At 72.8% G+C, this 14544-nt stretch carries 10 protein-coding genes; 8 read left to right on the plus strand and 2 right to left on the minus strand.

Translation table 11 applies throughout. The annotated features are described in order from the left end of the window. Nucleotide 1 precedes the first annotated feature (1 nt). The 4 genes from ABH931_RS02675 (at nucleotide 2) to ABH931_RS02690 (ending at nucleotide 3569) form a co-directional block, all read left to right on the plus strand. Nucleotides 2-448, plus strand: coding sequence for an N-acetyltransferase family protein (locus ABH931_RS02675; RefSeq protein ID WP_370109413.1), 447 nt, complete (start codon nucleotides 2-4; stop codon nucleotides 446-448). A gap of 91 nt (nucleotides 449-539) precedes the next feature. Then, nucleotides 540-1895, plus strand: coding sequence for an aspartate aminotransferase family protein (locus ABH931_RS02680; protein ID WP_370109414.1), 1356 nt, complete (start codon nucleotides 540-542; stop codon nucleotides 1893-1895). Nucleotides 1896-2080: 185 nt separating this feature from the next. Further along, nucleotides 2081-2881 (plus strand): GntR family transcriptional regulator, encoded by an 801-nt coding sequence (locus ABH931_RS02685; protein WP_370109416.1) that lies wholly within the window; start codon nucleotides 2081-2083, stop codon nucleotides 2879-2881. A gap of 40 nt (nucleotides 2882-2921) precedes the next feature. Continuing rightward, a complete protein-coding gene (locus ABH931_RS02690; protein ID WP_370109418.1) occupies nucleotides 2922-3569 on the plus strand; it encodes a hypothetical protein in 648 nt (215 codons plus the stop codon). Nucleotides 3570-3633: 64 nt separating this feature from the next. On the opposite strand, the gene ABH931_RS02695 is transcribed toward ABH931_RS02690, so the two are convergent. Then, complete coding sequence (locus tag ABH931_RS02695; protein WP_370109420.1) at nucleotides 3634-6792, minus strand: FG-GAP repeat domain-containing protein; 3159 nt, start codon at nucleotides 6790-6792, stop codon at nucleotides 3634-3636. A 220-nt stretch (nucleotides 6793-7012) separates the two neighbouring features. Then, nucleotides 7013-7807, minus strand: a complete 795-nt coding sequence (locus ABH931_RS02700; RefSeq protein WP_370109422.1) for an SLATT domain-containing protein — start codon at nucleotides 7805-7807, stop codon at nucleotides 7013-7015. 334 nt (nucleotides 7808-8141) lie between these two features. Here ABH931_RS02700 and purD point away from each other — a divergent pair, with 334 nt between their 5' ends. The 4 genes from purD (at nucleotide 8142) to ABH931_RS02720 (ending at nucleotide 14409) form a co-directional block, all read left to right on the plus strand. Beyond that, nucleotides 8142-9398: a phosphoribosylamine--glycine ligase gene (gene purD, locus ABH931_RS02705; RefSeq protein WP_370109424.1), complete on the plus strand. Its 1257-nt coding sequence runs from the start codon at nucleotides 8142-8144 to the stop codon at nucleotides 9396-9398. Between the two features lie 662 nt (nucleotides 9399-10060). Next, nucleotides 10061-11698: a hypothetical protein gene (locus ABH931_RS02710; RefSeq protein WP_370109426.1), complete on the plus strand. Its 1638-nt coding sequence runs from the start codon at nucleotides 10061-10063 to the stop codon at nucleotides 11696-11698. A 239-nt stretch (nucleotides 11699-11937) separates the two neighbouring features. Continuing rightward, nucleotides 11938-13434 (plus strand): N,N-dimethylformamidase beta subunit family domain-containing protein, encoded by a 1497-nt coding sequence (locus ABH931_RS02715; protein WP_370109428.1) that lies wholly within the window; start codon nucleotides 11938-11940, stop codon nucleotides 13432-13434. Between the two features lie 69 nt (nucleotides 13435-13503). Further along, entirely contained in the window at nucleotides 13504-14409 is a 906-nt protein-coding gene (locus ABH931_RS02720) for a phosphoribosylaminoimidazolesuccinocarboxamide synthase (RefSeq protein ID WP_370109430.1), read from the plus strand. Nucleotides 14410-14544 lie beyond the last annotated feature (135 nt).

The following is a 14544-nucleotide window of genomic DNA, read 5'->3' on the forward strand; positions in this document are numbered from 1 at the left end:
CATGAGCGACATCGTCATCTCCGCCGCGACGCAAGCCGACTACCCGCGCTGGCGCGAGCTGTTCACCGGCTATGCCGAGTTCTACCACGTGGAACTGACCGAGGAGCGGTTCGCCGAGTCCTGGGCCTGGTTCCACGACGCAAACCACCCGGCCGAGTGTCTTCTGGCGCGCGACGCTGACGGTACGGCCATCGGCCTGGCCCACATCACCCCGGACCACTCGCCGCTCCGCGGCACCCGCGGCTTCCTGCACGACCTCTTCGTCGACCCGGCCCACCGCGGCGGCGGCACCGTCGACGCGATCCTCGCCGAGCTGCGCCGCCTCGGCCACGAGCGCGGCTGGTACCAGATCCGCTGGAACACCGCCGACGACAACTACCGCGCCCGCGCCGTCTACGACCGCAACGGCGAGAAGACGCCCTTCCTGCTCTACGTCATGCCCTGCTGAACCGCAGGCTGACAAGCTGTCGCCCTGCCCCCGGATCGCCAGACAGGCTGTACATTCCGGGGGCGGTCAGGCGGAAAATACGCTGGCGCGCATGACGATCTCCCCAGACCCCGCACTCGGCCAGGCGGTCAAGGCTGCCGACCGTGCCCACGTCTTCCACTCGTGGTCCGCGCAGTCCCTGATCGACCCTCTCGCCGTCGCCGGGGCCGAGGGCTCGTACTTCTGGGACTACGAGGGCAAGCGCTTCCTCGACTTCTCCTCCCAGCTGGTGAACACCAACATCGGTCACCAGCACCCCAAGGTCGTCGCCGCGATCCAGGAGCAGGCCGCCAAGCTCTGCACCTTCGCGCCGGCCTTCGCCGTCGAGGCCCGTTCCGAGGCCGCCCGGCTGATCGCCGAGCGCACCCCCGGCGACCTGGACAAGATCTTCTTCACCAACGGCGGCGCCGAGGCCAACGAGAACGCCATCCGCATGGCGCGCCTGCACACCGGCCGCCAGAAGGTGCTCTCCACCTACCGCTCGTACCACGGCGCCACCGCCAACGCGATCGCCATGACCGGCGACCCGCGCCGCTGGCCGAACGAGACCGGCGTCTCCGGCATCGTGCACTTCTGGGGCCCGTACACCTACCGTTCCAACTTCCACGCCGAGAACGATGCGCAGGAGTGCGAGCGCGCGCTGGCCCACCTGGAGGCGACCATCGCCTTCGAGGGTCCGCAGACCGTCGCCGCGATCATCCTGGAGACCGTCGTCGGCACCGCGGGCATTCTGATCCCGCCGGCCGGCTACCTCGCGGGCGTCCGCGAGATCTGCGACCGCCACGGCATCGTCTTCATCCTCGACGAGGTCATGGCCGGCTTCGGCCGCACCGGCGAGTGGTTCGCCGCCGACCACTGGGGCGTCACCCCGGACCTGCTGACCTTCGCCAAGGGCGTCAACTCCGGCTACGTCCCGCTGGGCGGCGTCGCGATCAGCGGCGAGATCGCCGCGACCTTCGCCGAGCGCCCCTTCCCGGGCGGCCTGACCTACTCGGGCCACCCGCTGGCCTGCGCCTCCGCCGTGGCGACGATCAACGCCATGGCCGAGGAGGGCATCGTCGAGAACGCCAAGCACATCGGCGAGACGGTGATCGGCCCCGAGCTGCGCGCGATGGCCGAGCGCCACCCGTCCATCGGCGAGGTCCGCGGCCTTGGTGTCTTCTGGGCCGTCGAGCTGGTCAAGAACCGCGAGACCCGTGAGCCGCTCACCCCCTACAACGCGGCCGGCGCCGCCAACGCGCCGATGGCCGAGCTGGCGGCGGAGTGCAAGAAGCGCGGTCTGTGGCCGTTCACCAACATGAACCGCTTCCACGTCGTGCCGCCGTGCAACGTCTCCGAGGCCGAGGTCAAGGAGGGTCTGGCGATCCTCGACGAGGTGCTCACCCTCACCGACGCGCACACCGTCTGAGGCGTCCGCCCGGTCGACCGGTCTTGACCGGCTCGTAACTTGGTCTACACCTTTTCGGCCCCGCAACCCCTCCGATCGGGGGGTGCGGGGCCTTACCATTGGGGGGTATGGACCGGCAGTATGCGGATGAAATCTCGCAGCCGGGCTGAAATCGGCACGAACCCAGGCGAAGTGGAGGAAGCGCGATGCCGTCCGGCACCACCACCTCCGACCGTTCCATCTCCGCCGCCCCCTCCGGCCGACCTGCCGTCCAGCGCAGCTCCCTGCGCGAGCAGGTGGCCGCCGCGCTGCGCGACGAGCTGATGGCCGGACGCCTCGCTGCCGGGCGCCACTTCACCGTCAAGGAGGTCGCCGAGCTGTACGGCGTCTCCGCGACGCCGGTGCGCGAGGCCCTGGTCGACCTCGCCGCCCAGGGCATGCTCGTCGTCGAGCCGGGCCGCGGTTTCGCGGTGCCGCGCTTCACCTGGGACGACTTCGTCGACATCGTCGAGGCCCGCTCACTCGTCATCGACGGCATCTTCCGGCGCCTGGCGGGCTCCACCGGGCGGCTCGCCGCACTCGACGCGGGCGCCGTCGCCTCGCTGCGCCGCCGGGCCGACGCCGCGGTCCGTGCCGCCCGCGCCGGCCGGCTCGACGTCCTGGTCGGCTGTGACCGCCGCTTCTGGGCCGAGCTCGGCGCCTTCGCCGGCAACCGACGCATCGGCGACTACCTGGACTGGCTCCGGGTCCAGTACTGGATCTTCGCCGCGAGCTACCTGCGTGGCCGCGACGACCTGGCGAGCTTCTGCTGGTCCCGCCACCTGGAGCTGGTCGCGCTGATCGAGGCCGGCGACCAGCCCGGCGTCCACGCGATGCTGCTCGCCTACAACCAGGAGTCCCTGGAGCAGATGGCCGCGCTCTGCGGCCGACCGGTGCCCGAGGGTGCGGCCTCCCCCCAGGTCCCGGCCCAGCGGGAAGGCGCCTCGGAGCCCACGACGACGCAGTAGGGTGGACGGACCACCTGAAGCAGCGCGTCTGGAGAGCGTCTTGGCTTGTGACATCTGGCTCGTCCCCCTGGTCGACCTGCTGGTGCTCAGCCCGGACAACCCCTTCGCCGAGGACTTGGCGATCTACAACGGCTCCCTCGCCGCGGCGGGACTGCCACAGCTGCCGGTCTTCCCGTACATGCCGGGCCTGAGCGGCGACGTGGAGCCGGTCGCGGCCTTCGACTACGACTCGCTGCACTTCCTGCGCCGCGCCTACCTGCTCCAGCTCACCGGCCTCGACGTCACGCCCGTCGACGAGCTCGGTGGCGACTACGAGCAGTTGCTGGAGATGTTCGAGGCAACCGCCGAGCAGTCGCACCTGGTGTGGCACTTCGACCACGCCGGCGCCTACGTCCCGCTGGACTTCGAGACCCCCGTGGTCGACGACGCCCTGCTGGCGACGGGCGGCCCGCTGGGCTCGGTGCAGCGGCTTCTCAAGGAACTGGAGTCGGTCGCCCCGCACATCGGCATCGACCACCAGCTCCCCCCGGTTCCCGTCCGCCCGGTCGCACCCACGACCCTGGAGGGCCCGGCCTACCCGCCCCCGGGCCAGGACGGCCCGTACGCCCGCGAACGCCACGCCTGGACCGGCCTCCACGCGGCGGCCACCCGAGCCCTCGCCCAGGGCTCCATGATCGTTTTCGCCTGATCCGGTCACCTGACACGACGGAGGGGGTACGGGGCTCGCCCCGTACCCCCTCCGTCGTCGTGCCTCAGTAGAGCGAGGAGTAGATGGTCCAGCCCCCGCCGATCCGGCTGCGGCCGGTGAAGCCGCCCTTGCCGTCACCGCGGTACAGCCACAGCGAACCGGAGCTGTCGCGCGCCACGAAGTCGTTGTGGCCGTCGTCGTTCAGGTCGCCGACGCCGACGAGGGCGTTGTAGACCCAGTAGCCCGAGCCCAGGTAGGTCCGCGCGCCGAAGCCGCCGTGGCCGTTGCCGAGGTAGCGCCACAGGTAGCCCTTGGCGTCGACGGCCAGCAGGTCGCCGGCCCCGTCCCCGTTCAGGTCGCCGACGCCGACGATCTGGGTGTAGGTGTTCCAGCCGCCGCTGATCAGCACCCGCGGGGCGAAGCCGCCCTTGCCGGTGCCCGCGTAGAACCAGAGCGCACCGGAGCTGTCGCGGGCGACGAGGTCGTCGTGGCCGTCGCCGTTCAGGTCGCCGACGGAGACCAGCTTGTTGTAGATGTTCCAGCCGCCGCCGATGGTGACCGGCTTGGCCGGCGGGTTCGAGCTCTCGGGCACGCCGGGGAAGTAGGCCAGCACGCCGCTGCGCATCCGCACGAGGAAGTCGTTGAGCCCGTCCCCGTTGAGGTCGCCGAAGGGCACCACGGTGCCGACCGAGCCGTTGCCGTAGTTCAGCGCGTCGTTGAAGGGCGCCATGGAGCCCTCGTTGAGGAGGGCGCCGTTGTCCTCTCCCTCGTAGGTGATGCCGGTCCCGGCCGAGTAGCCGCCCCCGTTCTTGGCGAGGGAACCGAAGAGGTTCGGTCGGCCCTCGTCGTCGAAGGTGCGGAAGGGCTGGACCCCGAGGCTCAGCAGGACGGACCCGGAGGCTCCGGCGACCGGCGTCGGCGCCGCGGCGGCGTCGTCCGCGGGAGTGGCCCACAACTGCCAGGTGTACCAACCGCTGTACGGCTTCCTGCCCGCGTCGTTCAGCCCGTTCCAGGACGAGGAGAACTGCGCCGGGGTCGGCCCGCCGGTGGCGACGTGCACCTGCTGGCCGGTGCTCGTCCGGCTGATGACCAGGCGCCAGGAGGAGACCGGGCGGCTCAGCACGCCACTGACGGACCACGGGTAGCCGGCACCGCCCGCGTTGAGCGTGTCGATGGACTGCGCGGCCGACGCGGACACCGGTGACGCGGGCACACCCGGGCTCAGGACGTGGACGGCGTTGTCCGCGTCCGCGTAGGCGACATCGCCACTGGTGCGGTCGACGGTCCAGGTCAGGTGCCGGTCGTCGCCGCCCGATCCGCTCACCGGGAAGGTCGCCACGGTGGCCGTCGCACCGACGGAGTCGGCGTGGACGTCGGTCAGCCGGAGTTGGCCGGAGGCGGCGTCGTGGCGCACCACGTAGCCGTCGCCGAGCAGGACCGGCCCGGACGGGACGGAGATCTCCGCGTTGGTCGCCAGGTCGTACACACCGGCCGGGCCGGTGCTGCCGCAGCTCCAGTACAACCAGTGCTGGGCGACCTGGATCTCGCTGGGCGCGCAGGACGAGCCGGTGCTGATGGTCCGCTGGAGCGGCATCGAGAGGAAGCCGTCGCGCAGGCCGAAGGCCTGGATCTCGCCGGGTCCCGCCGTGCGCCACAGGGTGTGCTGCCAGAGCGCCGCGCCGGTGACTGGCACGGTCTGAGCGCTGACACTCTGCCCGGGCTCCCAGAGGTACTGGGTGCCGCCCGCGTCCACGATCTCGAACTCCTCGTCGGAGTCGACGATGGTCGCGCCCGCGGCGAAGCCGGTCTGGATGTTGCCCGCGTAGGCGAGGCCGGTCGCCGTCATGAGCGACGGGCCGTACCGGCTGCCGTCCACGAGGCGCACGCAGCTCGCGTCCACCGCGCAGGGGCCGGGAACGACGCCCATGTAGCCGGAGGAGGCCGGCCCGGTGCCGAGCCCGATGCCCGATGCCGTGGCCAGCGGAGTGGTACTCAGGGCGAACTTCGTGGTGCCGTCCAGCTGAGGAACGCTCAGCATCTGGCGGACCTGGCCGTAGTCCATCGACAGCGTCACCGTGGTCGCGGCCGGGGGCGGGAGCTGCCGCACGGCACTGGTGGCCAAGGTGCCGTCCGCCGCGTCGGAGAACAGCTGGACGGCCTGGCTGGTGCTGGTCCCGCCGACCGCGAGCACGCCACCGGCGCCCGGTACCAGCGGGCTCGGGGTCGAGACCTGGAGCACGGGGTCGACCAGGGTCGGTGTGCCGCCCGTGGCGAGCGGGACGGTGTAGAGGGAGCGGACGCCGGAGGCAGAGGTGGCGACCACCAACGCCTGACCGCCCGCGATGCCGCCCACCCAGGGGACGCCGGCCAGGGAGAAGGAGGAGGTCGTCGGGGTGGTGGCCGTGCCCGCCAGGAGGTCGGCGACCTTGAACGACTGGATCGTGGCCGTGTCGGAGGTCGTGTCGACGGTGGAGCGGAACAGGTAGCCGCCGGAGAACCGGCTGCCCGAGGCGGTGAAGGACGTCGGTACCGCGACCGCCGCACCGGAGTCCAGACGCAGCAGGTAGAGCTGGGGAGCGGCGGTCCCGCTCTTCGGTGTGGCGGTGAACTGTGCCACCGCCCCGGAGCCGGCGTCCATGGTCGTCGTCGGCAGGGTGCCCACCGTGTACGCGGACGGGTCGGGCATCCCGGAGAGCGGCACCTCCGTGCTGCTGCCGTCGGGGTTCAGCTGGAGCAGGTGCAGGCCGTCGGCCTCGCGCACCAGCGCGCGCGTGCCGTTCTCGCCGACCCCGAGGATCGTGGTGAGGTTCGGCAGGGTGTAGGTGGTCCAGGGCGCCGAGCCGGCCGCCGGGCTTCCCACGGTCAGCTGGAAGGGGGTGGTGGAGCTGCCGGTCCAGTAGGCGACGGCGTCCCCGCCGGCGGCGACGGGCCCGTGGGCGTTGACACCGGCAAGCTGCTGCACCTGCGTGTCGGCGCCGGTCGTGTAGTTCGTCCAGGTGTAGCCGGGCAGCCCCTGCTCCCGGTGGAGGAAGCCGGTGGCCCCGCCCACCACCGGCGTGTCCGCGCGGTAGGGCGCCGCGGCCGGCGCCGGGAGGGTGGTCACCTCGTACGGTGCGCCGGCCGTCGCGGCCGCCGCCGTTCCGGTGCCGGGGATTCCGCCTGCTATCGCGGCCGCTGCCACCAGCGCGCCGAGCGCGCCGGCCATACGTCGTTTCTCAGCCACCGAAGGTCCTCACTCACCGACCCGAAAAGTTGGTGCTCGCGTCGCGGTGCCGCCCCTTGGCCAGGACTCGCAGGTGCCGCGCGTGCACGAAGCGGGTGGAGCGTAACAAGGAGTCCTGGCCGGAAAACACCGCACCCCCGGAACGACTTCTCGTCCCGGGGGTGTGTGTCCTGATGTGCCAGTGTTTGGGCCCTTGGGCGCGCGCGGCGGAGTGCCCGCGTCACCGCAGCGGGGACTCCGGGGGGCGCTGGCGGGGCATGGTCGGGCGGCCGGCGCCGATGGAGGGCAGGACGCGGACCTGGGCTCCGGTGCCCTCGGTGCGGCCGCCCCAGGTGCCCGCGGCCTGGGTCGGCAGCTGGGTCATCGACGCGCGGAACTCCAGCATCCACTCCGAGGTCTCCGTGCGGACCATGTCCGACACGTCCTCGCAGAAGCGCCGCAGCACGCCGAGACAGCGCTCGGCGGCCTCGCCGGCCGTGCCCTCGGTGGGGCCGAGCACCTCGCGGACGCACTCGGAGGCCCAGTCGAACTGGAAGGCCTCCAGCCGTCGCTGCAGCGCCTGCGCGGTGGAGATGTCGCGCATCCAGCCGCTGGTGAGGCCGAAGACGCGGTCGGCGACCAGGCAGCAGCCGGAGAGCAGCAGCAGCACGTACCCCCAGTCCTGCCCGGGCTTCCAGGTGCCCGTCAGCGCGACCAGGGGCAGCACCGCGCCACCGACACCGAAGAGGGCAGCGAAGACGCGCAGGAACCGGGCACCGCGCCGCTTCCAGCGGCGGTCCCGGTGGTACCAGTCGATCGCCTCGACTGCGCGCTCCTCCGACCAGCGGTAGAGCTCCTCCAGTCGTTCCGCGGGCTCGCCCCAGTCGCCCAGCGGGAACTGCCGGACGCTCAGATCCGGACCCGGGCGCGGCTGGCGGGGCGCGGGCACCGCCGGAGCGGCGGTGGCTGAGGTGTCCTCAGCCCCGGGCTCCTTGCCCCAGGGTGTCTCCTCGGGCTGCATCTCCGGCTGGCTCACCGTGGAACTCCCTGTCCTTCGGCCGGTCCTTCGGCCCTGCTGGCTTCCAAGAGCTATTTCTTACCGCCAAATGGCTGACCGTGGTGGCGGTTCGAGTCGGATTGTTGTGCGAAACCGTGAGGGTTCCGCAAGTGGGCGGCTGTATCCGGCCTTCGTCGGCCGATTCAAATCTCACCCCTACGAGTGGGTGCTTTCGGGGAGCCGATCTGACCTGTGGTCGAATCGTTGCCAAATGTCTTTTTTGCCGTGACTGAACGGGTTCGGTTGCTCGCTCTGGGGCCCGCCGGTGGTCCTCGGAAGCCCCTCCCCGGGGCAGGCACTAGGCTCTAGAGCTGTGAAGGTCCTTGTCATCGGCGGCGGCGCCCGCGAACACGCCCTGTGCCGAGCGCTCTCGCTCGATCCCGAAGTCACCTCCCTGCACTGCGCGCCCGGCAACGCCGGCATCGCGTCGGTCGCTCAGCTCCACCCGGTCGACCAGCTCGACGGAGCGGCCGTGGCCGACCTCGCCGTCGAACTCGGCGCCGAGTTCGTCATCGTTGGCCCGGAGGCGCCCCTCGTCGCCGGCGTCGCCGACGCGGTGCGCGAGCGCGGCATCCCGGTCTTCGGCCCCGGCCGCGAGGCCGCCCAGCTGGAGGGCAGCAAGGCGTTCGCCAAGGACGTCATGGCCGCGGCCGGCGTCCCCACCGCGCGCTCCTACGTCTGCACCACCCCCGAGGAGGTCGCCGAGGCGCTGGACGCCTTCGGCGCGCCGTACGTCGTCAAGGACGACGGCCTTGCCGCCGGCAAGGGCGTCGTCGTGACCGACGACCTCCAGGCCGCGACCGAGCACGCCGCGGCGTGCGACCGCGTGGTCATCGAGGAGTTCCTCGACGGCCCCGAGGTCTCCCTCTTCGCCGTCACCGACGGCACCACCGTCGTGCCACTGCAGCCCGCCCAGGACTTCAAGCGCGTGGGCGACGACGACGCGGGCCCGAACACCGGCGGCATGGGCGCGTACTCCCCGCTGCCGTGGGCCGACCCGAAGCTGGTCGACGAGGTCTTCGACACCGTCCTCCAGCCGACCGTCGACGAGCTGCGGCGGCGCGGCACGCCGTTCTCCGGCCTCCTCTACGCGGGCCTCGCGATCACGTCGCGCGGAGTGCGGGTGATCGAGTTCAACGCGCGCTTCGGTGACCCGGAGACGCAGGTCGTCCTCGCCCGGCTGAAGACGCCCCTGCGCGGCCTGCTGTACGCGGCCGCGACGGGTCACCTGGCCGACTTCCCCGCGCTGCGGTGGAGCGAGGGCGCGGCGGTCACCGTGGTCGTCGCCTCCGAGGGCTACCCGGCGGCGCCGGTCTCCGGCGACCCGATCACCGGCCTCGCGGCGGCCGAGGCCGCCGACGGCACCGCCTACGTCCTCCACGCGGGCACTCGCCTCGCGGAGGACGGCGAGACCGTCCTCAGCGCGGGCGGCCGCGTGCTGTCCGTGACGGCGAAGGGCAAGGACCTCACCGAGGCCCGCGCCCGCGCCTACGACGCGGTTGACAAGATCACCCTCCGCGGCAGCCACCACCGCACCGACATCGCTGCCAAGGCGGCCCGCGGAGAGTAGGAAGAGCTTTCGCTCCCGCAGGTAGTTGCCCTGTCCAGGGGCGCGAGGCTGTGCCGATCTGCGGCTCCGCCGCCTGGGCGCGAGCAGCCTGAGGCTCCCGCAGGTAGGTGCACGACCAGGGGCGCGAGGCTGTGCCGATCTGCGGCTCCGCCGCGTGGGCGCGACAAGCCACCCACGTGGTGGGTCGCTCAGCGAGCAGGGTCATCCGCACAGGGTGGTTGCTCGCGCAGTTCCCCGCGCCCCTGGCGTTTGCCGGGTTGCTCGCCTGCGGACGGTCTCGCCTGCACGGACCAATCGGTGCGACGGAAGCAGATTCGCCGCGGTTCCGCAGCGTTTGCCGTACCCGCACATTCCTTCGGGTGATGCCCGCCGGATCCGGCTGACGTATCGCGGCCCTCGGCCGTATCGTGCCCAGGACCGGCGCGCTCACTGGGGGAGCGCGCAGGCACTGGGCAGGTGCACCACCCTGCCAAGGGGGAAGCTGCGGTCCACGGGGAATCACCGATCCGAGTGGTTCCGGGCCGAGGCAGGAACACCGGGACGGGCTCGTGCGTCGGACCGGACAGGGGCGAAACACGTGCGAAAGCCACAAGCGTCGGTTTCGGTAGGCGGCAGGGGGTGAACCGGTGAACCGATCCGTGCGAGGAGATTCAGCGAACGACGTGGTCGCGGATGCCGCGGCCGCCCGCGCCGGAGCGATCCTGCGGTTGCGCGGGTACGCGCTCGCCACGGCGGCCGTGCCGGCCGCCGTGGCCGCCGTGCTCGCGGCGGGCAGGGTCACGGGGCACCTCGGCGCGCCGGGCGCGCCGGACGTGGGGGCCTGGGACGCGGCCCGCGTCGCCGTCACCGCGGTGGCGCTGCTGACCGTCGGCTGGGCGGTCGCGTTCGCTGCCGCGCTGCGGCGCGCGCGCCCGCACCGGACGCCGAACGTGCCGCTCACCGAGCGGGACGCGCCCGAGCTCTACCGCCTCGTGCGCGATCTCGCGGGGCGGATGGAGGTGCCCGCGCCCGGCGCCGTCGCGTTGACACCCGACTGCGACAGCTGGCTGGAGGACGAGACCGCGCCCGACCGCCCGGAGCCCGCCCCGCCCACACTCGTGGTCGGCTCGCCGTTCCTGTGGTGGATGCGGGTGGCCGAGCTGCGGGCGCTGCTCGCGCCCGTCGTCGCGGGCGCGGCCTGCGCGCTGGATCCGGAGATCTCCGCCGCACGGCGGTTCACCCACGGCCTCGACGCCGTCCTCGCCGCCCACCAGGGGCGCGGCGGCGCCTGGGCGTCCATACCGGCACGCTCGCTGCTGCGGCGCTCGCGGACGCACGCGGCGGAGATGGAGCGCGCTGTCGCCGCCTGGGCGTCCGAGCGGGCGCGGCAGGTCGACTACGGGCAGCGGATCGCCGCCCAGGAGCAGGTCGGCCTCGCCTACGCCGGCTGGGACCGGCTGCTGACCAGGGTCGCCCTGCCCGCCTGGCGGCTGGGCCGCCACCCGGACCGGCTCAACGCCGGGGTGGTCTCCGCGCTCACCGAGCTGTCCCGGCGCGACCGCCTCGCGGCGGAGGGGTTCGAGACCCGTCTCGGCGAGCGTCCGGCCTGCGATCTGCTGGAGGAGCCGGGCCGGGTCGACGAGGCCGCCTCGCTGCTGGCCGCCCGGCTCTTCTACGCCGGTCCGGCCGTGCCGCAGGACGTGCCGGGCGGCAACGCCGCGCTGGACTGGGCCGACTACCCGGACCAGGTCGTGCTGGCCCAGTGGACCCACCAGTCCGCCGCCCTGCTGGCGGCGCTGCGCCTGCCCGAGGACGAGGCGCCGGTCCCCGCGCTCGGCGCGGCGCTGCGAGCGCTGCGGAAGCATGGTGGGCGGTCGGGCGCCGAGGCCCTCGCGGCCCGGCTCGACGCGCAGGCCCGGCGCGGCGGAGCGGGCAGGGGCGCCGAGACCGGCGCAGGCGCCGAGGCGGGGGCGGCCGGCCAGCGGGCTGGCGCCGACCCGGGCACGCCCGCGGCCGCGGTCACCGGGGCGCGCAGCGGCCGGGACGCCCTGGGGGACGGCCTGTACGCCCTCGTTTGCCGGGCGGCCGTCGCCGCCGGGCGGGCCGAGCCGGGGCTGGACTGGCTGGACGGGCCGGTGCTGCTCGTCGACGGAGCGCGCCGCACCGATCTGGGCGCGCCGATCGCACTCGCCGCCGAGCACGGCGACGAGCAGCCGCTGAGCGCCTGGCTGGACGAGCTGGGCATCCGCGTCGACCCGGCGGACCAGCCCTCCGACCGACCCACCGACCGTCCGGCCGACCACCCCGCGCGGCTGCGGTGAGCGGCGGTGCGGGGCACCGATCTCGTTTCGGCCATGATGACGGAGCGTCAACAGCGAGAACGACCCCTGCTGCGATGACGTGCCAGTGCTTACGATGGTGATGCACGTCCGGTGAGATCCCGGAAGCACACCGTAACGGAATCCCGGACGGCAGTTCGGCCGCCGGTCCCCGGGGCGTTCCCACGGAGCGCCACGATGACGGTACGTCAGCAGCAGGTCCCAGGAGGGGGTCGGGGGCAGTGGGTGCAGAGCAGACCCGCCGCTGGGAGTCCGGCGCGCTCGCACACGGCGTGACCGACCCGTTCGGTCAGGGCCCCCTGCCCTGGCTGCGCGGCGCCGACCAGTACTTCGACGACACCGGACTGATGGTGCCCTGGTACGTCGACCCGGCACTGCTGCCCGGAGCCCGGCGGGCACTGGAGCCGCAGCCGCGTCCGGTGCTGGGCCGACCGCGCACCTCGGACGACGTGGGCGGGCAGATCAAGGGCTTCGCGGCCGGCGCCACCGACCTCGGCGGCTCGCTCGACCTGCGGGTCAGCGTCAATCCGCCGCAGGAGTTCACCGTCGACGTCTACCGGATCGGCCACTACGGCGGGGCCGGGGCCCGGCACGTCGCCGCGAGCCCGCGGGTCTCCGGCCTGGTCCAGCAGGCGCCGTTGGTGGCCGGGCGCACGGTCTCCTGTCACCACTGGTGGATGTCCTGGCGGCTGCAGATCCCCACCCACTGGACGCCCGGCGCGCACGTCGCCGTGCTCACCACCGCCGACAACCGCCACCGCAGCCACATCCCGTTCACCGTCCGCGCGGGGCGGGCGGCCGACCTGCTGCTGCTCCTGCCGGACGTGACCTGGCAGGCGTACAACCTCTTTCCCGAGGACGGCCGTACCGGCGCCAGCCTCTACCACGCGTGGAGCGAGAAGGGTGAGCTGCTGGGCGAGCCGGAGGCCGCCACGACCGTCTCCTTCGACCGCCCCTACGCGGGCGCCGGGCTGCCGCTGCACATCGGTCACGCCTACGACTTCATCCGCTGGGCCGAGCGCTACGGCTACGACATCGCCTACGCCAACGCCACCGACCTGCACGCCGGCCGGATCGACCCGACCCGCTACCGTGGCCTGGTCTTTCCCGGCCACGACGAGTACTGGTCCGCGCCGATGCGCCGGGCCGTCGAGCGGGCCAGGGACGGCGGCACCTCGCTGGTCTTCCTCTCGGCGAACACCATGTACTGGCAGGTCCAGCTCCACCCGGGCCCGGACGGCCAGCCCGACCGGCTGCTCACCTGCACCAAGCGGCAGGCCGACGCGCCGTCCAGCGTGCTCTGGCGGGAGCTGGGGGAGCCGGAGCAGCAAGTGCTGGGCATCCAGTACGCGGGCCGGGTGCCGGAGCCGGTCCCGATGATCGTCCACAACACCGACCACTGGCTGTGGGAGGGCACCGGGCTGCACGACGGCGACGCCCTGCCGGGCCTGGTAGCGGGGGAGTCGGACCGCTACTTCCCACGGGTGGCGCTGCCGGAGTCCACGGAGCGGGTGCTGCTCGCCCACTCGCCCTACCGCGACGCGAAGGGCCTCCAGACGCACCAGGAGACCTCGCTGTACCGGGCGCCGAGCGGTGCCTACGTGTTCGCCAGCGGCACTTTCGCCTGGTCGCCGGCGCTCGACCGGCCCGGCCACATGGACGAACGGATCCAGCGGGCCACGGCCAACCTGCTGGATCGTATCTGCAAGGTGCACTGAATCCGTCGCGTCGCGCGCATGAAAGACTCGTGGCGGCCACCCGCCCCCAGCCTTCCGAGGGAAACCACCTTGAGCGGATTTGTCGAGAAGCCCGAGCCGGTGCAGGTGCCCGGCCTGATCCACCTGCACACCGGCAAGGTGCGCGATCTCTACCGCGACGAGGCGGGGCAGCTGGTGATGGTCGCCAGCGACCGCACCTCGGCCTTCGACTGGGTGCTGCCGACGGAGATCCCCGACAAGGGCAGGATCCTCACCAGGATGTCGCTGTGGTGGTTCGACCGCCTCGCCGACCTGGTGCCCAACCACGTCCTGTCCACCGAGCTCCCGGCCGGCGCCCCCGCCGACTGGGAGGGCCGCACGCTGATCTGTCGCAGCCTGACGATGCTGCCGGTCGAGTGCGTCGCCCGCGGCTACCTGACCGGCTCCGGCCTGCTGGAGTACGACGAGAGCCGCACGGTCTGCGGGATCACCCTTCCCGAGGGCCTGGTCGACGGCTCCGAGCTGCCCGCGCCGATCTTCACCCCGGCGCTCAAGGCCGAGGTCGGCGAACACGACGAGAACGTCCCCTACGAGGAGGTCGCCCGTCGCGTCGGCGCGGAGATCGCGACGCAGCTGCGGCAGACCACCCTGGCCGTCTACGGTCGGGCCCGGGACATCGCCCGCGAGCGCGGGATCATCCTGGCGGACACCAAGTTCGAGTTCGGCCTGGACGAGGACGGGCAGTCCCTGGTCATCGGCGACGAGGTGCTGACCCCCGACTCCTCCCGCTTCTGGCCGGCGGACGACTGGGAGCCGGGCCGCGCGCAGGCGTCCTTCGACAAGCAGATCATCCGCGACTGGCTGAAGTCCCCGGCGTCGGGCTGGGACCCGAAGTCCGAGACCCCGCCGCCGGCCCTGCCGGAGGAGATCGTCGAGCGGGTCCGCGCCCGCTACATCGAGGCGTACGAGCGCCTCACCGGCCTCGCCTGGAGCTGATCCCAGGGGTGGGGGGGGGGGCGGCGCCCCCCCCCCCCGGGGGGCCCCGGGGGGGCAAGCACGAAGGGGCCCCCCTTCGCGGGGCCCCGGGTTGGTGGTGCGGGCGCCCGGATTAGAACTCGCGCCCCCCACCAT

The sequence above is a fragment of the Streptacidiphilus sp. MAP12-33 genome, from assembly GCF_041261265.1.
Lineage (GTDB): Bacteria > Actinomycetota > Actinomycetes > Streptomycetales > Streptomycetaceae > Streptacidiphilus.

Bases quoted from the DNA above. Each gene is read 5' to 3' on its own strand.
- ABH931_RS02685 (WP_370109416.1), top strand. From the start codon at position 2,081: ATGCCGTCCGGCACCACCACCTCCGACCGTTCCATCTCCGCCGCCCCC.
- ABH931_RS02675 (WP_370109413.1), top strand. From the start codon at position 2: ATGAGCGACATCGTCATCTCCGCCGCGACGCAAGCCGACTACCCGCGC.
- ABH931_RS02680 (WP_370109414.1), top strand. From the start codon at position 540: ATGACGATCTCCCCAGACCCCGCACTCGGCCAGGCGGTCAAGGCTGCC.